This window comes from Rhizobium sp. BR 250 (genome assembly GCF_047445855.1).
Lineage (GTDB): Bacteria > Pseudomonadota > Alphaproteobacteria > Rhizobiales > Rhizobiaceae > Agrobacterium > Agrobacterium tumefaciens_I.
Window position 1 is genome coordinate 19,990 of the sequence record NZ_JARWKW010000019.1, and the last position, 20,740, is coordinate 40,729.

Sequence of the window (20,740 nt, forward strand, 5' to 3'; positions counted from 1 at the left end):
TTAGTTGTGGAGCTCGACCGACCAGCGCAACAGCGGCGGCAATGGCGTCCACCAGCCGGTGCGAATACCGGCCTGCCGCAACATGGCGGCCGACCAGGTGTTGCAGCCGACCAGCGCATTGAACCAGCCATTGGCCTCGAAAAACGCATCCGTCAGGCCATAGGCGACGCCGGGCACAAGCTGAACTTTATCATCGTTTCTGGCAAAACTTGCCCCGATGCCCTCGACAAGGCGCTGATACCCCGCTTCGGAAATGTGAAGACGTGTCACCCCGGCCAGATCGGCGGGAAAATTCCCGGTCACATCCACATGCATGACGGAACTGTCCAGCGTGAACGAGCGCAGCACCGGCATCGGCTTCAGATCGGCCCAGGTGGGCGTCTGAATGTAAAACGAGCGGCCGCCCCAGCCGAACACCAGATAGGCAGCAGCCGGATGATTGACTGCAATGCCATCCTCCTGCAATTCGGCGAACACCCGCCGCAGATCGTCATCCACCGGCAGGGCGATATCGGTGTGGATCGGGTTGGACAACAGCAGAATTTCGCGATCTTTCGCGCCGTTTCCGTCATCGGCGAAAAAAGGGCGCGGCACGACGGTGCCGAGCACAAGAAGCACGACGATCAGCAGCACCGCGCTGCCGATCCATCTTATGAAACCTCTCAAGACGAAACGCCGTCAGAACAGGAAATAACGCTGCGCCATCGGCAGCACGGTCGCCGGTTCGCAGGTCAGAAGCTCGCCATCCGCCCGCACCTCGTAAGTCTCGGGATCGACCTCGATATGCGGGGTGAGCGAATTGTGGATCATCGACGCCTTGGAAATGCCGCCGCGTACATTCTTCACCGGCAGCAGCTTCTTGGCAACGCCGAGGCGCTGGGCAAGGCCGGCATCCAGCGACGCCTGCGAAACGAAGGTGACCGAGGAATTGGTGCGCAGCTTGCCATAGGCGGCAAACATCGGCCGATAATGCATTGGCTGCGGTGTGGGAATGGAGGCATTAGGATCGCCCATTGGGGCTGCGGCGATGGAACCGCCGAGCAGCACCATTTCAGGCTTCACGCCAAAAAAGGCCGGGTTCCACAACACCAGATCGGCACGTTTGCCGACTTCGATGGAGCCGATCTCATGGCTCACACCCTGAGCGATGGCCGGGTTGATGGTATATTTGGCGATGTAACGGCGCACCCGGAAATTGTCGTTTTCGCCGGTCTCTTCCTTCAGGCGGCCGCGCTGGCGTTTCATCTTGTCGGCGGTCTGCCAGGTGCGGATCGCCACCTCGCCGACACGGCCCATGGCCTGGCTGTCCGACGAAATGATCGAAAACGCGCCGATATCGTGGAGGATATCCTCCGCCGCGATGGTTTCCTTACGGATGCGGCTTTCGGCAAAGGCGATGTCTTCCGGGATGGACGGCGACAAATGGTGGCACACCATCAGCATGTCCAGATGTTCGGCCAGCGTATTGACGGTATAGGGCCGCGTCGGATTGGTGGAAGACGGAATGACATTCGGGTTGCCGCAGACCTTGATGATGTCAGGCGCGTGCCCGCCGCCCGCTCCTTCGGTATGGAAAGCATGGATGGTGCGGCCCCTGATGGCGGCGACCGTGTCTTCCACGAAACCGCTTTCATTCAGCGTATCGGTGTGGATCATCACCTGCACGTCATATTCGTCGGCGACCGTCAGGCAATTGTCGATGGCGGCCGGTGTGGTGCCCCAGTCCTCATGCAGCTTCAGCGAGGAGGCGCCGGCAAGGATCATTTCTTCCAGCGGTGCCGGCAGCGAGGCATTACCCTTGCCGGCCAGCGCCAGATTCATCGGGAAAGCATCGAAGCTCTCGATCATCCGCTCGATATGCCATGCGCCGGTGCAGGTGGTGGCGAGCGTGCCATGGGCGGGACCGGAACCGCCGCCCAGCATGCAGGTCACGCCGCTCATCAGCGCTTCCTCGATCTGCTGTGGGCAGATGAAGTGAATATGCGCATCCATACCGCCGGCGGTCAGGATCTTGCCTTCGCCGGCGATCGCTTCCGTCGAGGGGCCGACGATGATCGTCACGCCCGGCTGCGTATCCGGGTTGCCGGCCTTGCCGATGGCGTGGATGCGGCCGTTCTTCAACCCCACATCCGCCTTGTAGATACCGCTATGGTCAACGATGACGGCATTGGTGATGACGGTGTCCACAGCCCCTTCCGCCCGCGTCGCCTGGCTCTGGCCCATGCCGTCGCGAATGACCTTGCCGCCGCCGAATTTCACTTCCTCGCCATAGGTCGTGTGGTCCTTCTCGATCTCGATGAAGAGTTCGGTATCGGCAAGACGCACCTTGTCGCCAACGGTGGGGCCGAACATGCCGGCATAGGCGGCGCGGGAAATCTTGTATGGCATGGGCTCAGGCTCCTTCGGACGCGGAGAAAATCGATGTGGGAGAAATTCGTGTCAGCCGGCCCTCGTTTGTGAGGGTTTCGACCAGCTGTTGTTCGGCAGCAAATGGATGGCCGCTCCAGCCGCTATGGCCGAAACCGGCAATCGCCACCTCATCACCATCGTCGCTCACGCTCTCCAGAACATGGGCAATGGCAAAAAGGCCGGTGCTGGGGCAGACATAGGGTGCCGGGGCATAGGCCGCGAGCGCCGTATCAAGCCGCTCATGCACGCCACGAGGAATGACGATATGGCTCTTGCCGGTTTCCGCAGCGATTGCCGCAAAACCGGGGGTATAATCGGCGCAGAAATCGGTCAACTCCGGCCAGCGCGCGCGGATATCCGGCTCCATCTCTGAAAACTTCGCAGGATCACGCACCGACCAGATGGTGGAGGCCTGCCGCACGCCGTCGCTTTCGCGCCAGTCGCTGCCCTCCGTCATCTCGCGGCCCGGCCGCCCGGTATTGCAGACGGCCACCACATCCGTGCGACTGCCGCCGGCGCCCAGCGACCGGCAATCATTAAAGCGGATGACAATGTCGGAAAGATCGATGAAATCAGCCACGCCCGGCGGCAGCTCCCCGTTTCCGACAATCATGATCCGCCGCCCCATGCCGTTCAGAAACCTTCCGACAGCTGGCGCAATTCATTGGCGCGCTTGCTGCTCATATCGGCGAGGCAGGAAGCGATCAGCATCGGCTCCATCGTGCCGCCGCGCGCCTGAAAACCGGCGAGCGCGCAATTGGCGTCACGAAAAGCCACCCATGCGCGCTGGGCTGTCACCAGGGCGTCGGTCGCCCCCTTGCTGCTTGCGTCGGCCGTCTTGTCGCGCTCGGCAAGCTGCTTGCGAAGCTTCTGATAGGCGGCGTTCAGATCCTTGTCGGCCTTTTCATGGTCCTTGCCGGCGCAGATAGTCATATCCGCCTGCGTCTGCGGCGCCTTGCAATCGGGCGCGTCGTCGGCAAGCGCCGGGCCTGCCGCGCTGCCCGTCAGAAACAGCAGCGCCGCGACGGCCAAACGGAAATTTTGCGGGTTCATCACCATCGCTCAGGCCGCCGCGCCATCAAAAGCCTGCGATTTCAGCGCCCTTGGATCGACACCATCGAGACAATTGGCGTTCACCGCCACCATCGGCGTACCGTCAGGCCCATCGGCATAAGCAAAGCTTTCAATGCCGCAGGTGGAGCAGAAAAAATGGTGGATCTTGTGTTTGTTGAAGAGATATTCGCTCAGCTTGTCCTCACCGGAAAGCAGGGTGAATTGCTCCCGCGGCGCAAAGGCGAGCGTGGAGCCCAGGCGCTTGCAGCGCGAACAATTGCAGATGACGGTATGATCGAGATCCGCATCGACCTCGAAGCTGACGCTGCCGCACTGGCAGCTTCCATGATAATGCGCCGTCGCCATTTCATAACCTCCCCATGACCTGTTGACGGAAACCATAAACCTCACGCTTGCCGGAAAGCGGCACCAGCGTCACTTCCCGCTTCTGGCCGGGTTCGAAACGAACCGCCGTGCCAGCCGGAATATCGAGACGCATGCCACGTGCCTTGTCGCGGTCGAACAGGAGCCCGGCATTGGTTTCGAAGAAATGATAGTGGCTGCCCACCTGCACCGGCCGGTCGCCCGAATTGGCCACCTCGATCGTCACCGTCGGCTGGCCGGCATTCAGTTCGATGGTGCCTTCTGCGGCAATGATTTCGCCTGGCTTCATGGTGCTCCCCTTGTTTCTGTCTCAGGCGGCGGTAGCGGCAACGCAGCCTTCGGCCTTCAGGACGCGCCGTGTCGACGCGGGATTGTTGACGAGTTTTTCCGCCGGGCGAACGGGCCTGCGCACCAGTTCGCCGCCGCAATTCGGGCAGGCGCCCTTCAGCACGCCGTTCACGCAATCGGCGCAGAAGGTGCATTCGAACGAGCAGATCATCGCATCCCGGCTGTCAGGCGCGAGATCGCGGTCGCAGCATTCGCAATTGGGCCTCAGTTCCAGCGCCAAATCTGTCTCCCTTTACCGGATCGGTTCGTGAACGGTCACCAGCTTGGTGCCATCGGGAAAGGTCGCTTCCACCTGCACGTCGTGGATCATCTCGGCAATGCCATCCATCACCTGATCGCGGGAAATCACATGCGCGCCGGCTTCCATCAGATCGGAAACGGCACGGCCATCACGGGCACCCTCGACCACAAAATCGGTAATCAGCGCAATCGCTTCGGGATAGTTCAGCTTCACGCCGCGCTCCAGCCGGCGACGCGCCACCATGGCGGCCATGGAAATCAGCAGCTTGTCTTTTTCTCTTGGGCTAAGATTCATCGTCGTCCCGCAGCTTGGCACCTGCTCCGCAAACAGCGCGATTGCGGCAGACAGATCCGACTTGTTGACAGACCCCGAGGGATGCCTGTCACGGGGCGATCCGAAGGGTTTACAGATTCCAGACTTTCGGCACTGGCGCGCCGTTTCGCAAGAGCGAAATGATCGGAAAAAGCAATTTTCTCAAGGAGAAACCATCGGCGGCGGAAACACGCACGACAAGCTTGCCCTGCCATTCGCTGGCGCCGCCGCTTTCCCCGGCAATCGCCCGGATTTTAGGCAGAAGCGCCTCGGAGAGAGGCCCGATATAAAGAAGTGTGGCAAAGGCGACCTGACCGGCAAGCACCGCCGGTTTCGCGGTCAGCGCCGCCACCTCGCCCTCAAGCAAAAGCTCTTCGGCATGCACCAGCCTGCCGCCATGGCGAATGCGCCAGCGGTCACGGAAAAGGCCATGTGTCATCGCCTCGCCCATGGCCTGACGTCCAAGCAGCACGGCTTCGACGGCGATGAATTCGGAGGATTGGTCGAGATCGGCTTCCAGCCGGCGGGTGAGCGATGCACGGTCGAAGAGGATGGTTTCCTGCGGCAGCCAGTGCAGTTTCGCGCCTGGCCCGGCGGAAACACGGGCGGTGACGGTGGCCGTGCCGGAGGATGCCTTATAGACCTTCTCGCAAGCCTGCGTGGTCACCACCAGCGAGGTGCCGGCCCCGGCCGAGGCCTGCCATTCGATCTCGTCGCCGCCGGTCAGCCCGCCGGAGGAATTGATGAGAATGGCCTCGGCTTCATTCGAGAAGGTTTCCGGCAAGCGGATTTTGGCGCAGCCTTCCTGAAACAATTCGTCCAGCCGGCTGCGCCCTTCAACCGCCTTGGTTACAATGCGTCCTCTGCCACGGGCGCGCTGCTGCCGGACAGGTTGAGCGTCTTCGCCACCGGAAGGGCGGATGGCTGGCTGTTGTTGCTGCACGCGGTCTCCGAAGCGGTTGCGGAAGCGGTGGTGGCCTTGGCGCCGCAATCCTTCTTGACGACGGCATCCACCACCAGCTGCCCTTCCGTGTTACGGAAGAAATCCCACATTCTTTCGGCCGCATCAACCGTGCGCGTCACTTCGCCTGTGGGCATCTTGCGCTCCACGGCGGGTTCGGCCTTCGGCGTCTGCTCGCCGCCCGGCTTGCGGGTAACGACGGCAGCGGCGGCCAGAACCTCGGCCTTCATGGTGGCGCGTGGCCAGGCGTGATCCCATTCGTTGATGACATAGGACTGAATACGTGCGCCAGCCTTGCAGACGTCATAGGAATTGACGGTGAAGCTCTCGCCCACCTTGCTTTTAGCGGCGCCCTTGCAGCCGTCCATTTCGGCCCAGCGCTTCAGCGCCGTCTCGCCGCCATATTGCCAATAGGACTTGCCGCCGCCCTGATAGGGATTGGCGGGGTCTTTCAGCCCGGCAAAGGCGATGATCGACATCGGCCGTGCAGGCGTGCAGCTTGCCGCATCCGGTCCCCACTTGCCTTCGGTCTCCAGCGGATAACCGGCGCGCAGCGAAGCGACGAAACCGGCAGCGGCGAAATCCGCGCTGCCATTGCAGATGAATTGCGACAGCATGCGCCCGCCGCCGGAATAACCGGAACCGTAAAAGCGCTCCTCATCCACGCAGAACCTGCCCTTCACCATGGTGATGGCATCGCGGATGAAACCGACTTCATCCAGCCCGCCCGGACGTTTGGTGACACCGGGAACATTCCAGGCGTGGGTGCCGGGCAATTCGCCGTTGAGGCTGCCGGCCAGCGCCACGACCACAAGGCCGTCACGCTCGGCCAGCTTGTCCCAGCCGCTGCGGTTCAGCTGGCCATGCGGATTGCTGTTGGAGCCATGGAAATCGAACACCACCGGCAGCGGCTTTTTGCCATCATAGGCGGAGGGAACAAAATAGACGCCGTCGCGTTTTTCGCCACTGGAGAGAATGGAAAAATCATGCCGGCCCGGTTCCATGCCGGGGCCAATGCCCTGACCGCAGGTCGATGCCGACGCTGCGGCCCCTGCGCACGCGCTGATGACCAGCCCGAGGAACAGGCTGCGTGCGGAGCGAACCAACCGGGAAACCCGGCCCACTGCGAAGTCTGGATTCATTGACACGCCTTTATTGGCACAGTTTCCCCGACGATACGTCGGGCGTGCATGGAATGTAAGGGATCAACTGTCGCGGCGTGCGAATAGACTTTTCCTGTGTCTCGCATGCAGCATTTCCGCTGCCAATATCACAGGCTTTTATTCAACGAAATGCTAAAATTGCGCATGAAAGCGATGTCGAGGCGCATAGGCTTTCAAAATATTAATCGGCCGTTTGCACGCCGTGATCGGCGTGCGGCGGTTTTAATCTCGATTTATACTGTCAGATGGCGCCGGGCTTCGGGCGTATCCAGCGTTTCGGCCAGCCCCTCATGCACGATTTCGCCCCGGTCCATGATGTAGACGTAATCGGCAAGCTCGCGGCAGAAATCCAGATATTGCTCGACCAGCAGGATCGCCATGCCGGTGGAATCGCGCAGATATTTGATCGCCCGGCCGATATCCTTGATGATCGACGGCTGAATGCCCTCGGTCGGCTCGTCGAGCACGAGAATCTTCGGCCGCGTCACCAGCGCCCGGCCGATGGCTAGCTGCTGCTGCTGGCCACCGGAAAGATCGCCGCCGCGCCGCGACAGCATGGATTGCAGCACGGGAAACAGGCTGAAAATATCGTCCGGGATGAAGCGTTCCCTGCGCGGCAGCGGCGCATAGCCGCTCTCCAGATTTTCCTGCACGCTGAGCAGCGGAAAGATTTCGCGGCCCTGCGGCACGTAGCCGACACCGCGCTTGGCCCGCTGGTAAGGCGCCAGCCCATCGAGAGCCGCATCGCCGAAACGGATAGTGCCGGCGCTGGTGGCCTGCTGGCCGGTGACGGCGCGTAAGAGCGAGCTTTTGCCGACACCGTTGCGGCCAAGCACGCAGGTGATCTTGCCCATCTCCGCCTTGAGCGAGACACCGCGGAGCGCTTGAGCCGCGCCGTAGTGGAGGTTGATGTTTTCGACTGTCAGCATGGCGTTACTCCAATGACGGTATGGCGGGCGGCGCTACCCCCCTCTGCCCTGCCGGGCATCTCCCCCTCAAGGGGGGAGATCGGCAAGCGGCGAACACCCTGCTCCACAACAGCTTGGAATTGGAGCGAGCGGGACCGGCATCTGATCTCCCCCCATGAGGGGGAGATGCCCGGCAGGGCAGAGGGGGGTACGGCAAACGCAAACGTTCCCATCACCGCCCCAGATAATTCTCGATCACCTTCGGATCGTTCGACACAAAATCGATCGACCCCTCGGCCAGCACCGAGCCTTCGGCAAGGCACGTCACCTTCACGCCCAGTTCGCGGATAAAGCCCATGTCGTGCTCCACCACGACAACAGAACGGGTCCTGGCGATTTCCTTCAAAAGCACGGCGGTTTCCGCCGTTTCCGCGTCCGTCATGCCCGCCACCGGCTCATCCACCAGCAGCAGCTTCGGTTCCTGTGCGAGCAGCATGCCGATTTCCAGCCATTGCTTCTGGCCGTGGGAAAGATTGGCGGCGAGGTCGTCGCGGCGGTGGCCAAGGCGCACGGTGGCGAGGATTTCCTCGATGCGTGCCTTGTCCTCCTCGCTCAGCTGGTAAAACAGCGTGGCGAAAACGCCGCGCTTGCGGTTGAGCGCCAGTTCCAGATTGTCCCAGACGGTATGGCTTTCAAACACCGTCGGTTTCTGGAACTTCCGGCCGATGCCCAGCTGGGCGATGTCCGCCTCGTCCTTTTTCGTCAGGTCGATGCTGTCTTCAAACAGCACCGTACCCGTATCCGGCCTTGTCTTGCCGGTGATGATGTCCATCATCGTCGTCTTGCCGGCGCCATTCGGGCCGATAATGGCGCGCAGTTCACCCGGCTCCACCACGAAGGAAAGGGAATTCAGCGCCTTGAAACCATCGAAGGACACGGAGACGCCATCGAGATAAAGCAGGCTTTTGGTTCTGTTTTCAGAAATCGTGTTCATGTCCGCTCACTCCGCCGCCTGCTGTGCCACTGTCGAACCGCTATCGTTACCGGCCTGCGCTCCGCCAACGGCCGCCCGCGCCACACGCTTTTCACGCCTCCCCGCCAGATAATGCTGCACGGTGCCGACGATGCCCTTGGGAAAAAACAACGTCACCGCGATGAACAGTCCGCCCAGCGCAAACAGCCAGAATTCGGGAAATGCGCCGGTGAAGTAACTCTTGCCGCCATTCACCAGCAGCGCGCCGATGATCGGCCCGATCAGCGTGCCGCGCCCGCCCACCGCCGTCCAAACCACAACTTCAATGGAGTTGGCGGGCGAAAATTCGCCGGGATTGATGATGCCCACCTGCGGCACGAACAGCGCGCCGGCGATGCCCGCCATCATGGCCGAGACAACGAAGGTGAAGAGCTTGATGTTTTCCACCCGGAAACCGAGGAAACGCACCCGGCTTTCAGCATCGCGCACGCCCACCAGCACCTTGCCGAATTTGGAATTGACGATGCCGGATGCGATGAGCAGCGACAGCGCCAACATCACGGCGGTCATCGCAAACAGCACGGCACGTGTGCCATCCGCCTGCACGGAAAAGCCGAGAATGTCCTTAAAATCGGTAAGGCCGTTATTGCCACCGAAACCCATGTCGTTGCGGAAGAAGGCAAGCAGCAGGGCATAGGTCATGGCCTGGGTGATGATGGAGAGATAAACGCCGTTGACGCGCGAGCGGAAGGCGAACCAGCCGAACACGAAGGCGAGCAGACCCGGCACGACAAGCACCATCAGCGCCGCAAACCAGAACATGTCGAAACCCTGCCAGAACCACGGCAGTTCCTTCCAGTTGAGGAACACCATGAAGTCCGGCAGCACCGGATGGCCATAAACCCCGCGCGTGCCGATCTGCCGCATCAGATACATGCCCATCGCATAACCGCCGAGTGCGAAGAAGGCGGCGTGGCCGAGCGAAAGAATGCCGCAATAACCCCAGACGAGATCGAGCGCGAGCGCCAGCAGCGCATAGGCCAGATATTTGCCGAGCATCGACATGATGTAGGTCGGGATGCGGAACGCGCTGTCGGCCGGCAACAGCAGGTTGGAGGCCGGCACCAGCACGGCAATGGCCAGAATGATGCCGATGGCGATGGAAATGCGGCGATCGAGCGCGCGCAGGAGGAAGCCGGTAATCATGCTTCGATCGCCCTTCCCTTGAGTGCGAAGAGACCACGCGGCCGCTTCTGGATGAACAGGATGATGAGAACGAGCACGAGGATCTTGCCGAGCACGGCGCCGACCGTCGGCTCGAGGAACTTGTTGAGCACGCCGAGCGAGAGCGCGCCGACAAGCGTTCCCCAGAGATTGCCGACACCGCCGAACACCACGACCATGAAACTGTCGATGATGTAGCTCTGGCCGAGATTGGGCGAGACATTGTCGATCTGCGACAGCGCCACCCCGGCAAGACCGGCAACGCCGGAACCGAGCGCGAAGGTGAAGGCATCCACCCAGGGGGTGCGAATGCCCATGGAAGAGGCCATGCGGCGGTTCTGGGTGACAGCGCGCATCTGCAGGCCGAAGGCGGAACGTTTCAAGAGAACGAGCAGCGCGAAGAACACCGAGAGCGAGAAGCAGACGATCCAGACCCGGTTCCAGGTGAAATTGAGATAACCGACGCTGAAGGAGCCGGACATCCAGCTCGGGCTGCCGACCTCACGATTGGTCGGGCCGAAGATGGAGCGCACACCCTGTTGCAGGATGAGCGAGATGCCCCAGGTGGCGAGCAGCGTTTCCAAGGGCCGCCCATACAGGAAACGGATGACACCACGCTCCATGACAAGCCCGACGCAGGCCGTGACCAGAAAGGCGGCGGGCAAAGCGATGGCAAGCGACCAGTCGAACAGGCCGGGAAAATGGCTGCGGATCACTTCCTGCACCATGAAGGTGGAATAGGCGCCAATCATCACCATCTCGCCATGCGCCATGTTGATGATGCCCATCACGCCGAAGGTGATGGCAAGGCCGATGGCAGCGAGCAGCAGCACGGAACCGAGCGACAGGCCGTACCAGACATTCTGCGCATAGTCCCAGAAGGCGAGTGCGCTTTCGATGCTGGCAATGGCATTGTCGATATCCGGTTTCAGGCTCTGATCCACGGAAGCGGACGCCGCCATGAGGATGCCGATCGCATCGCGCCCGCCAAGGTTCTTGATGGTGGCGATCGCTTGCCTCTTCTGGTCCAGCGGACGGTCGGAGGAGAGCAGCGAAACAGCCCGCGCCTCCTCCATCCGGGTCCGCACCTCGGCATCACTCTCCCTGGCGATGGCCGCTTCCAGCAATTCGAGATTTTCGGCGCTCGGGGCTTTCAGAACCGCATCGGCGGCGGAAAGCCTGACGGAGCGTTCCGGGCTGAGCAACGTCAGCCCGCCAAGGGCAGCACGGATGACGCGGCGAAGATTGTTGTTGACCTTGATCTTGGTGACGGCCGCCTTCGGCGCTTCGCCGGCGCTTTCGCCGGTCAGCGGGTCGATGAGCGTGAAATTGGAGCCTGCTGGCTTCGTCATGAACACCAGATTGTCGGCCTTGCGCACATAAAGATCGCCCGACGCGAAAGCCTCGAGCGCCGGCACGACGCGCGCATCACCCGTGGCCGCGATCTGGCCGATCAGCACTTCGGCCTGCTTGAAATCAGCCGTGCCGAGCTGGTCGATCAGCGCCTTCGGATCGCTTTGCGCGACGGAGTGGGCTGCGATCCCCATGGTGAGCCAGAGGAAGATGGCTCCGAGAAAAGATCGGATCGTCATGTCGGGGTCCTTGGGCGTTTTACGGCGGGGCGTTTGTAGGTAATGCCACTTGAGTATGCCGCCACCCCCCTCTGCCCTGCCGGGCATCTCCCCCACAAGGAGGGAGATCGGCAAGGTGCGCTTGCGTCGCTCTATCTCAACCCATGAGAAGGGCGAAACCTTGCCTCGAGTCGATCTCCCCACCTGTGGGGGAGATGCCCGGCAGGGCAGAGGGGGGGCATGCTGGTTCAGTTTCCAATGATAAAACCGCCCCCCAGCAAGGGGAGCGGCACCCACCTCGCTAATCAGCTACCCTTGCCGCCGCACTTGCCGCTGGCCACATTGAAGTTCCCGCACGACATCGGCTTCCGCCAATCCGAGATCAGATCCTTCGAATCCGGCAGGTAATCCGACCATTCGTCACCCACGACCTGCGGTGTCTGCTGCACGATCTCGAACTGCCCGTCGGCCTGGATTTCGCCGATCAGCACCGGCTTGGTGATGTGGTGGTTCGGCATGACGGTGGAATAACCGCCCGAAAGGTTCGGCACCGAAACGCCGATGATCGAGTCGAGCACCTTGTCCGTATCGGTGGTGCCGGCGGATTCCACGGCCTTTACCCAGGCGTTAAAGCCGATGTAGGCGGCTTCCATCGGGTCGTTCGTCACGCGCTTGTCGTTCTTGGTAAAGGCGTGCCAGGTCTTGATGAACTCGGCATTGACGGGCGCATCGACGGACTGGAAATAGTTCCAGGCGGCAAGGTGGCCGACCAGCGGTGCCGTATCGAGACCGGCGAGTTCCTCTTCACCCACGGAGAAGGCGACGACCGGAATATCTTCGGCCTTGATGCCCTGGTTCGCCAGTTCCTTGTAGAAAGGCACGTTGGCGTCGCCGTTGATGGTGGAGACCACGGCGGTCTTCTTGCCGGCCGAACCGAACTTCTTGATGTCAGACACGATCGTCTGCCAGTCGGAATGGCCGAACGGCGTGTAGTTGATCATGATGTCCTCTTCCTTGACGCCCTTCGACATCAGGTAGGCCTTCAGGATCTTATTGGTGGTCTGCGGATAGACATAGTCCGTGCCGGCCAGAACCCAGCGCTCCACACCTTCGGTGCTGGCAAGATAATCGACGGCCGGAATGGCCTGCTGGTTGGGGGCGGCACCCGTGTAGAAGATGTTGCGCGAGGATTCTTCACCCTCGTACTGAACCGGGTAAAACAGGATCGAATTCAGCTCCTCGAAGACCGGCAGCACGGATTTGCGCGAGGACGACGTCCAGCAGCCGAACACGGCCGCTACCTTGTCCTGCGAAATCAGCTGGCGGGCCTTTTCGGCAAACAGCGGCCAGTCGGAGGCCGGGTCAACCACCACGGCTTCGAGTTTCTTACCGAGAACGCCGCCCTTCTTGTTCTGCTCGTCGATGAGCATCAGCATGGCGTCCTTCAGCGTCGTTTCTGAAATCGCCATGGTGCCGGACAGCGAATGCAGAACGCCGACCTTGATGGTGTCATCTGCGGCAAAAGCGCCATGGAAGGCGGTGGTGGACAGGATCGCGCCAAGCAGCGCGGCACTAAGCGTCTTGCGGAACATCATCGGAAGAACCCCTCTCCTTGTTGGCCTCTCGTGGAGGCTCAGCGGCATCTGCGGCCGCTGCTGGGAGGGACTATCGATCTCGCGGACGCGAAACCGTATACGTCAATTGACGTAGGCGGGGTGGCGAAAGGTGCAGGGGATGTGTGGGGTGATACGCGAGAGCATATGTGGAGCAAGGCGTCTCCACTTGTTTCTTCTCCCCGCCGGGGAGAAGTCCGCGGCAGCGGGATGAGGAGGCGACGCCAGAGATATACGGAGGGGTTGCCCCCTCATCCGACCCTTCGGGCCACCTTCTCCCCCACGGGGAGAAGAAAAAGGTGGCACCGGCTCAGATCAGGAATGCGGCTTACCGTCCCGCTCTTCGTCGCGGATCGCGTCATCATGATACCAGGAGCCGAAATCCACATGCGGCTCGCGCGCCTCACGCTCGAGCTCGCTCAGCCCGCTGTTGCGGAACTTGGAAACGCCCGCGCGCCCGCCGACCGGGAATTGATAGATCGTTGCCGTTTCGCGATGAAAGCCAGTTGCCATGTCAACCATCTCACTCTGTTTGCATCGAAACACTTCATGCCTGAAGCAAACCCATAAAGACCGGATTCGCTCCGTTTGATTAAAAAAAAATCACGTTGCGAAAAATATAGGCATTAATCGTCTCATCTACAAGAAAAACCATTCCGAAAGCGCCGGTTTTTGGGGCAAATGCCAATCCCTCGCGCGCAATTGAAATCATTGCGTCGCAACAGGCCGTTTTCACGGAAGACGCCGGCTATCTATCAGGATTCAATGATGAAACCTGAGGGGTGAATTTGCCCGCCGCAGTGCAGCAAAAATCAGTTCGCGTCATATCATGGCCTTTGCCCGCCAGGGCCCCTGAAAGATTTTTCGAAAAAATCGCCACATATGCTCAATCTGGCACGCGGCATGCATCTAGGGGGGCAGCCCTTGAACGCGAATGCGCTTCCGGTGGCGAAAGCCACGGAAGCCTCAAGGCTTCGCATTGTTACCTATGAGAGGTTCGTAATGACTAAGTTCAAACTCGAGTACATCTGGCTGGACGGATACAAGCCGGTCCCCAACCTGCGCGGCAAGACCCAGGTCAAGGAATTCGACGAATTCCCGACACTCGAGCAGCTGCCGCTTTGGGGCTTTGATGGCTCGTCCACGCAGCAGGCCGAAGGCCACAGCTCGGATTGCGTGCTGAAGCCCGTCGCGATCTACCCGGATCCGGCCCGCACCAACGGTGCACTCGTCATGTGCGAAGTCATGATGCCGGATGGCGTCACCCCGCATTCGTCCAACAGCCGCGCCACCATCCTCGACGACGAAGATGCATGGTTCGGTTTCGAGCAGGAATATTTCTTCTACCAGGACGGCCGCCCGCTCGGCTTCCCGGAACAGGGTTACCCGGCTCCGCAGGGCCCGTACTACACCGGCGTCGGCTACAAGAATGTCGGTTCGGTTGCCCGCGAAATCGTTGAAGAACATCTCGATCTCTGCCTCGAAGCCGGCATCAACCACGAAGGCATCAACGCCGAAGTGGCCAAGGGCCAGTGGGAATTCCAGATTTTCGGCAAGGGCTCCAAGCGCGCCGCCGACCAGATCTGGGTTGCCCGTTACCTGCTGCTGCGTCTTTGCGAACAGTACGGCATCGACGTTGAATTCCATTGCAAGCCGCTCGGCGACACCGACTGGAACGGTTCGGGCATGCACTGCAACTTCTCCACCAAGTTCATGCGCGAAGTTGGCGGCAAGGATTATTTCGAAGCCCTCATGGCCGCTTTCGCCAAGAACTGGAAAGAGCACATCGACGTTTACGGTCCGGACAACCATCTGCGCCTGACCGGCAAGCACGAAACCGCTCCGTGGAACAAGTTCTCCTATGGCGTGGCAGACCGTGGCGCCTCGATCCGCGTTCCGCATTCCTTCGTCAACAACGGCTACCGCGGTTACCTTGAAGACCGTCGTCCGAACTCGCAGGGCTGCCCCTACCAGATCGCTTCCGTCGTTCTGAAGACGATCGCAGAAGTGCCGCTCGCAAAGTCGGCCGCTGCCTGATTATTAAAGACATGGCGTCGCCCGAAACCGGGCGACGCCATTTTTGTGTCCACCGAACGGCCTGAGGCAGGGGTGACCTTTCGCCAGCCGCCGCACGCGGCATAATCTTCCGACGCGCCAACGGAGTGCGCGGCTTTCAACAACGGCATCGCATATTCGGGAAACAGCTGCGCGGTTTCCGCTCCGATGCCCTGAAGCAAGAAGGTGAGCGATGGGCATTCTCGACAAATTCTCTCTGAAAAACCGCACGGCCATCATCACCGGCAGCGGCCGTGGTCTCGGTTTCGAAATCGCCGGCGCCTTTGCCGAGGCGGGCGCCCATGTGTGGCTGACCGGCCGCAATGCCGAGACGCTGGAACAGGCGGTCGACACACTGCGCAAGGCCGGCGGCAAGGCCGACTACGCCGCCTTCGATATAGCCGATACAGCGGCCGGCAGCGCGCTCGTCCGCCGTATCGTGAACGAGACCGGCCATCTCGATATTCTCGTCAACAATGTCGGCGCGCGTGACCGCCGCCCGCTTGCCGAATTCAGCGACGAGGATGTGCTGGAACTGATCCGCACCGACCTCACCTCCTCCGTCTCCCTGTCGCGTGATGCCGCAGAGGCCATGAACACCAACGGTTACGGCCGCATCATCACCATCACCTCCATTCTCGGCCACATCGTCCGGCCAGGCGATGCCATCTATCCCGTCGCCAAACAGGGGCTGACCGGGCTGATGCGGGCGATCGCCGTGGAATATGGCGCGCGCGGCATCACCAGCAACGCGATTGCGCCGGGCATGTTCGCCACCGAAACCAATGCCGCCCTTTCCGAAAATCCTGACATGGTGGCCTTTGCAAAGATGCGCGTGCCACTGGAGCGCTGGGGCCGGCCGGACGAGATCGCCGGTGCCGCCCTGTTTCTCGCGAGCGACGCGGCCTCCTTCGTCAACGGCCACGTGCTGACGGTGGATGGCGGCATGTCGGTGCGGCTGTGAGAAGCCCGTTGCGGAAAGGCGCTCGATAGCCATGGCCGCACGGCAACGCATCATCCCCGTCAGGCGCGAATATAACCGATGGGTCGCCAACCAGACGCTGGAAGATTATGCGCTGCGCTTCACCGCCAAGAGCGCCCGGCAATTTTCCTCCAACCGCATTTCCCACACCGCCATCGGCGCGATTTCCTTTCTGGCGCTGGAAGCCATCGGCGGGGCGATAACGCTCTCCTACGGCACCACCAACGCCTTTTACGCTATCCTCGTCGCCGCCGTGGCCATGCTGGCCGTTGGCCTGCCGATCAGCCGCTACGCCATCCGCCACGGCGTCGATATCGACCTTCTGACCCGCGGCGCGAGCTTCGGTTACATCGGCTCCACCATTACTTCGCTCATCTATGCCGCCTTCACCTTCATGCTCTTCGCCATCGAGGCGTCGATCATGTCCGGCGCGCTGGAGCTGGCGCTCGGCATACCGCTATGGATCGGCTACATCGTCTCCGCCGTCATGGTCATTCCGCTCGTCACCCATGGCGTGCGCCTCATCAGCCGTTTCCAGATCATCACCCAGCCCTTCTGGATCGTGCTGAACATTTTACCCTTCATCTTCATCGCCCTGATGGACTGGGAAAAATACGATCTCTGGCGGGCCTTTGCCGGCATTCACCACGCCTCCGGCCCACCCGGCACGGCAGCGAATTTCAATCTGGTGGAATTCGGCGCGGCCTCGGCCGTCATTCTGGCGCTGATGTCGCAGATCGGCGAACAGGTGGATTTCCTGCGCTTCCTGCCGGCCGAAGGCCAGAGCCGGCTGCGCCACCGCATCGCCGTTTTCCTGGCGGGCTCGGGCTGGGTCGTCGTCGGCGTGCCGAAGCTTCTCGCCGGCTCCTTCCTCGTGGTGCTCACCTTCAGCTCCGGCGTCTCGGTGGACCGCGCCGCCGATCCGGCGCAGATGTATCTGACAGCCTTCGGTTACATGATCCCCAACGAGACCGCGGCCATGCTGCTGATGGTTGCCTTCGTGGTCGTGTCGCAGTTGAAGATCAACGTCATGAATGCCTATGCGGGCTCGCTCGCCTGGTCGAATTTCTTCTCCCGCCTCACCCACAGCCATCCCGGCCGCGTCGTCTGGTTGATCTTTAATGTGGTGATCGCGCTGCTTCTGATGGAACTCGGCATCTACCGGCTGCTGGAAGAAACGCTCGGCATCTTCTCCATCATCGCCATGGCGTGGCTCTGCACCATTTCCGCCGATCTCTTCGTCAACAAGCCGCTCGGCCTTGCGCCCCCCGGCATCGAATTCAAGCGCGCCCACCTCTACGATATCAACCCCGTTGGCGTTGGCTCTATGGCGCTTTCGGCCACCATTGCCCTGATGGCGCATTTCGGCACCTTCGGTCCGCTCGCCGCCTCGCTCGCACCCTATCTGACGCTGATCGTCGCCTTCATCGCCTCGCCGCTGATTGCCTGGGGCACGAAGGGCAAGTTCTACCTTGCCCGCAAACCGCGCCAGAAATGGCGCGAAGAAAGCAGCATCACCTGCTCGATCTGCGAACACCCCTTCGAGCCGGAAGACATGGCCTGGTGCCCGGCCTATGCCGCACCGATCTGTTCGCTCTGCTGCTCACTGGACAGCCGCTGCCACGACATGTGCAAGCCGAAGGCAAAGCTCAACTACCAAGTGGCAACCGTCGCAAAAACCTTCCTGCCAAGGCAGCTGGTGGCCAAGCTCGCCACCCGGCTCGGGCGTTACGGCATGGCGGCGGCGATTGCCGTCACCGCCATCGGCGGCATATTGGCGCTAATCGCCCATCAGGTCGGCACCGCCTCGCCGGAAACGGCCGATGTGGTGAACCGCACCATCCTCATCGTATTTTTCGTCTTCGCCGTCATTGCCGGCATCGTCTGCTGGTTCCTCGTGCTTGCCCATGACAGCCGGGTGGTGGCGGAAGAGGAATCCTCCCGCCAGAACACGCTGCTCCTGAAGGAAATCGCCGCCCACAAGAAGACCGACGCCGCCCTTCAGGACGCCAAGGAAACCGCTGAGGCCGCCAACCGTGCCAAGAGCCGTTATGTGGTCGGGCTCAGCCATGAACTGCGCACGCCACTCAATGCCGTTCTGGGTTATGCCCAGATCCTCGAGCGCGACGACACCATTCCGCCGCCCCGGCAATCGGCCATCAAGGTTATCCGCCGCTCGGCAGACCACCTGTCCGGCCTGATCGACGGGCTTCTCGATATTTCCAAGATCGAGGCCGGCCGCCTGCAGGTCTATTCCAACGAAATCAACATTCAGGATTTCCTCGACCAGATCGTCGATATGTTCCGCCCGCAGGCGCAGGCCAAGGGGCTGGAATTCCGTCATGACCGGTCGCGGGCTCTGCCGCAATATGTCCGCACCGATGAAAAGCGGCTGCGGCAGATCCTCGTCAACCTGCTTTCCAACGCCATCAAATTCACCGACGCGGGCGCGGTCACCTTCGATGTCGGTTATCGCAGCCAGGTGGCAAGTTTCACCGTGTCCGATACCGGCCGTGGCATCGCACAAAAGGATCTCGCCCGCATCTACGAACCCTTCCAGCGCGGCGAGGCAGACAGCGTGCGGCCCATGCCGGGCCTCGGCCTCGGCCTCACCATCACCCGGCTTCTGACCAATACGCTCGGCGGCGAGATTGCCGTTAGCAGCGAAAAGGATGAGGGCTCCACCTTCCGTGTTCGTCTGATGCTCTCGGCCGTCCACCGGCCAAGCACCGCACCTGCGCCGGAAAAGACCATCCGCTCCTATTCCGGCCCGCGCCGCACCATCGTCGTGGTGGATGACAATGAGGATCACCGCGAGCTGATGCGGCAAGTTCTTTCGCCACTCGATTTCGTGGTGCTGACCGCCCAGAGCGGGCCGGAATGCCTGACGCTGATCGAAGGCGTGAAACCCGATCTCTTCCTCATCGATATTTCCATGCCGGGCATGACCGGCTGGCAGCTTGTGACGAAGTTGCGCGAGGCCGGCCAGACCGCCCCGCTCATCATGCTTTCCGCCAATATCGGTGACGGCACCGTGGCGGGTGCGGGCGAGGACAACCACAACGACGCCATAGCCAAGCCGGTGGACATCCGCCACCTCTGCGACAGGCTCGCCGTGCATCTCGGCCTGAAATGGATTTACGAGACGGACGTGCCGCCGGCACCCACACCGCAACCGCCTGCTGAGATCATCCATCCGGGCGCGATCCATATTCAGGATTTGCAGCGGCTCGGCGAAATAGGCTACATACGCGGCATTGAGGCGAAACTCGCCGATCTTGCCCGCAACACGGATAACCTGCCCTTCACGCAAGAGCTCGGCACCTATGTGCAGGCCTTCGATCTGGCCGGTTATGCCCATTTTCTCAAGCGGTTCGCAGACGGTGACAGGGGAGACGGCAAGGCATGAGCGGTCAGGCGGCGGCAGCCCCGAGAGACATCGTATTGCTGGTGGATGACAGCCCGGAAGCGCTCGGGTTCCTCACCGATGCGCTGGAACAGTCAGGATTTTCCGCCCTCATCGCCACCTCGGGTCAGGCTGCCCTCAACATTGCCGAACGCATCACGCCCGATATCATCCTGCTCGACGCCGTCATGCCGGCCATGGACGGTTTCGAAACCTGCCGCCGCCTGAAGGCCAATGCGGCAGTGGCGCAGGTGCCCGTCATCTTCATGACCGGGCTGACGGAGACCGAACATGTGGTCAGGGCGCTGGAATCGGGTGGCGTCGATTATCTGACCAAGCCGATCAATATCGACGAGCTGCGCGCCCGCATCCGCGTGCATCTCTCCAATGCCCGTTCGGCCCAGAGCGCCCGCGTGGCGCTTGATGCCGCCGGCCGGCATCTGCTTGCCGTGCGCGCCAGCGGCGCAATCCACTGGTCGACACCGCAGGCAACGCGGCTGGTCAACGCCGCCACTGGCCGCGATGACGGCATGGAAATCGTCGTAAGCCATATCGGCCGCTGGCTCGGCGAAAGGGCGGCAGCGGAAACCGGTCGCGATGCCCCGCTGACGATCACCGAAGCCGGGCGGCCCGCTTTGCAGCTCGCTTTCCTCGGCGCCATGGGTCCGGATGAATTCCTCTTCCGCCTGACCGCCGCCAGCGAGAAATCCGGCGACCACCTGCTGCGCGAGCATTTTTCCCTCACCGCGCGGGAATCGGAAGTGCTGCTATGGATCGCCAAGGGCAAATCCAATCGTGATATCGGCGATATTCTCGGCCTGTCCGCCAGAACGGTGAACAAACATCTGGAACAGATTTATGTGAAGCTCGGGGTGGAAAACCGGGCATCGGCTGCCGTCAAGGCGGCGCATATTCTGCATCAGGGGTGACGACTGCACGGAGTGTGGTAAGGTTCATCCAACATATATTTTCCACTCGAATGCACAGCATCGGCTTTTAGGCCGAGCGGCAGCCCCCTGTTTCTTCTCCCCAAGGAGGAGAAGTCCACGGCAGCAGGATGAGGGGTTTAGGGTCGATATGTTCGGAGAGCGAGCCCCTCATCCAACCCCTCGGGCCACCTTCTCCCCGGCGGGGAGA

General features: G+C 61.4%; 20 protein-coding genes. 4 read left to right on the forward strand and 16 right to left on the reverse strand.

Annotated elements, in window-relative coordinates; translation table 11 throughout:
• The 16 genes from QD336_RS22885 to QD336_RS22960 all read right to left on the reverse strand — a co-directional run bounded on the left by QD336_RS22885 (position 1) and on the right by QD336_RS22960 (position 13,682).
• Complete coding sequence (locus QD336_RS22885) at positions 1 to 666, reverse strand: TIGR02117 family protein (protein ID WP_499172265.1); 666 nt, start codon at positions 664 to 666, stop codon at positions 1 to 3.
• A gap of 12 nt (positions 667 to 678) precedes the next feature.
• Positions 679 to 2,388 (reverse strand): urease subunit alpha, encoded by a 1,710-nt coding sequence (gene ureC, locus QD336_RS22890; protein WP_269340321.1) that lies wholly within the window; start codon positions 2,386 to 2,388, stop codon positions 679 to 681.
• A gap of 4 nt (positions 2,389 to 2,392) precedes the next feature.
• A complete protein-coding gene (locus QD336_RS22895) occupies positions 2,393 to 3,037 on the reverse strand; it encodes a Urease operon accessory protein (protein ID WP_499172267.1) in 645 nt (214 codons plus the stop codon).
• 5 nt (positions 3,038 to 3,042) lie between these two features.
• A complete protein-coding gene (locus QD336_RS22900; RefSeq protein ID WP_499172269.1) occupies positions 3,043 to 3,462 on the reverse strand; it encodes a lysozyme inhibitor LprI family protein in 420 nt (139 codons plus the stop codon).
• Positions 3,463 to 3,471: 9 nt separating this feature from the next.
• A complete protein-coding gene (locus QD336_RS22905) occupies positions 3,472 to 3,828 on the reverse strand; it encodes a GFA family protein (RefSeq protein WP_499172270.1) in 357 nt (118 codons plus the stop codon).
• A gap of 1 nt (position 3,829) precedes the next feature.
• Positions 3,830 to 4,135, reverse strand: coding sequence for an urease subunit beta (locus QD336_RS22910; RefSeq protein ID WP_063948241.1), 306 nt, complete (start codon positions 4,133 to 4,135; stop codon positions 3,830 to 3,832).
• Positions 4,136 to 4,156: 21 nt separating this feature from the next.
• On the reverse strand, positions 4,157 to 4,414 hold the full coding sequence (locus QD336_RS22915; protein ID WP_499172271.1) for a DUF1272 domain-containing protein: 258 nt from the start codon (positions 4,412 to 4,414) through the stop codon (positions 4,157 to 4,159).
• A gap of 12 nt (positions 4,415 to 4,426) precedes the next feature.
• Complete coding sequence (locus QD336_RS22920) at positions 4,427 to 4,729, reverse strand: urease subunit gamma (protein ID WP_063948239.1); 303 nt, start codon at positions 4,727 to 4,729, stop codon at positions 4,427 to 4,429.
• 109 nt (positions 4,730 to 4,838) lie between these two features.
• Positions 4,839 to 5,690, reverse strand: coding sequence for an urease accessory protein UreD (locus tag QD336_RS22925; RefSeq protein WP_499172272.1), 852 nt, complete (start codon positions 5,688 to 5,690; stop codon positions 4,839 to 4,841).
• A complete protein-coding gene (locus QD336_RS22930; protein WP_499172273.1) occupies positions 5,597 to 6,850 on the reverse strand; it encodes a CE1 family esterase in 1,254 nt (417 codons plus the stop codon). The genes QD336_RS22925 and QD336_RS22930 overlap by 94 nt, the downstream gene beginning before the upstream one ends.
• A 254-nt stretch (positions 6,851 to 7,104) precedes the next feature.
• Entirely contained in the window at positions 7,105 to 7,800 is a 696-nt protein-coding gene (urtE, locus tag QD336_RS22935) for an urea ABC transporter ATP-binding subunit UrtE (RefSeq protein ID WP_269340309.1), read from the reverse strand.
• A gap of 211 nt (positions 7,801 to 8,011) precedes the next feature.
• On the reverse strand, positions 8,012 to 8,773 hold the full coding sequence (gene urtD / locus QD336_RS22940) for an urea ABC transporter ATP-binding protein UrtD (RefSeq protein ID WP_499172274.1): 762 nt from the start codon (positions 8,771 to 8,773) through the stop codon (positions 8,012 to 8,014).
• Positions 8,774 to 8,779: 6 nt separating this feature from the next.
• Positions 8,780 to 9,958 carry an urea ABC transporter permease subunit UrtC gene (urtC, locus tag QD336_RS22945; protein ID WP_499172275.1) on the reverse strand — a complete coding sequence of 393 codons (1,179 nt, stop codon included), beginning with the start codon at positions 9,956 to 9,958 and terminating at the stop codon, positions 8,780 to 8,782.
• The gene (gene urtB, locus QD336_RS22950) at positions 9,955 to 11,568 is read right to left on the reverse strand and encodes an urea ABC transporter permease subunit UrtB (RefSeq protein WP_499172276.1); all 1,614 of its coding nucleotides are present in this window, start codon (positions 11,566 to 11,568) and stop codon (positions 9,955 to 9,957) included. The genes urtC and urtB overlap by 4 nt, the downstream gene beginning before the upstream one ends.
• A 284-nt stretch (positions 11,569 to 11,852) precedes the next feature.
• Positions 11,853 to 13,142: an urea ABC transporter substrate-binding protein gene (gene urtA, locus QD336_RS22955; protein WP_003510158.1), complete on the reverse strand. Its 1,290-nt coding sequence runs from the start codon at positions 13,140 to 13,142 to the stop codon at positions 11,853 to 11,855.
• 333 nt (positions 13,143 to 13,475) lie between these two features.
• Complete coding sequence (locus QD336_RS22960; RefSeq protein WP_269340299.1) at positions 13,476 to 13,682, reverse strand: DUF2735 domain-containing protein; 207 nt, start codon at positions 13,680 to 13,682, stop codon at positions 13,476 to 13,478.
• 480 nt (positions 13,683 to 14,162) lie between these two features.
• On the opposite strand from QD336_RS22960, the gene QD336_RS22965 reads away from it, so the two are divergent.
• From QD336_RS22965 to QD336_RS22980, 4 genes are all read left to right on the forward strand, one after another.
• Positions 14,163 to 15,197: a glutamine synthetase beta-grasp domain-containing protein gene (locus tag QD336_RS22965; RefSeq protein ID WP_269340298.1), complete on the forward strand. Its 1,035-nt coding sequence runs from the start codon at positions 14,163 to 14,165 to the stop codon at positions 15,195 to 15,197.
• A 211-nt stretch (positions 15,198 to 15,408) separates the two neighbouring features.
• Positions 15,409 to 16,179: an SDR family oxidoreductase gene (locus tag QD336_RS22970; RefSeq protein WP_499172278.1), complete on the forward strand. Its 771-nt coding sequence runs from the start codon at positions 15,409 to 15,411 to the stop codon at positions 16,177 to 16,179.
• A gap of 31 nt (positions 16,180 to 16,210) precedes the next feature.
• Complete coding sequence (locus QD336_RS22975) at positions 16,211 to 19,606, forward strand: hybrid sensor histidine kinase/response regulator (RefSeq protein ID WP_499172279.1); 3,396 nt, start codon at positions 16,211 to 16,213, stop codon at positions 19,604 to 19,606.
• Entirely contained in the window at positions 19,603 to 20,532 is a 930-nt protein-coding gene (locus QD336_RS22980; protein WP_269340294.1) for a response regulator, read from the forward strand. Before QD336_RS22975 ends, QD336_RS22980 begins: the two co-directional genes overlap by 4 nt.
• The last annotated feature ends 208 nt before the right edge of the window (positions 20,533 to 20,740 follow it).